Source organism: Bacillus cereus group sp. BfR-BA-01382, assembly GCF_022663475.1.
GTDB lineage: Bacteria > Bacillota > Bacilli > Bacillales > Bacillaceae_G > Bacillus_A > Bacillus_A thuringiensis_S.
Genome location: NZ_JAKUFQ010000333.1, coordinates 1 through 314, shown reverse-complemented (window position 1 = coordinate 314; position 314 = coordinate 1). Strand labels below are relative to the sequence as shown.

Below are 314 nucleotides of genomic sequence, written 5' to 3'. Positions count from 1 at the left end.
TTTGCCCATGCAATCCATAATGGAAGTAATCGAAAATACAATAAGTTCGTCCGTGTAAACTGTGCGGCCATTTCGGAGACGTTGTTAGAAAGTGAATTATTTGGTTATGAGGAAGGGGCGTTTTCTGGAGCGAAAAGAGGCGGGAAACGTGGGTTCTTTGAGGAAGCGAATAACGGTAGTATTTTTTTAGATGAAATAGGGGAGTTATCTGCAAATACACAAGCGAAACTCCTTCGTGTATTGCAGGAAAAAGAAATTGTAAAAGTTGGTGGAACGAAAGCGATACCTATTAATGTTCGAGTAATTGCAGCGAC

The 314-nt window shown here is 40.8% G+C and carries 1 protein-coding gene; it reads left to right on the top strand.

Going from position 1 to position 314, the window contains the following annotated elements; translation table 11 throughout:
- A partial coding sequence (locus tag MR160_RS34225) for a sigma 54-interacting transcriptional regulator (RefSeq protein ID WP_242299254.1) occupies window positions 1-314 on the top strand: 314 nt, incomplete at both ends.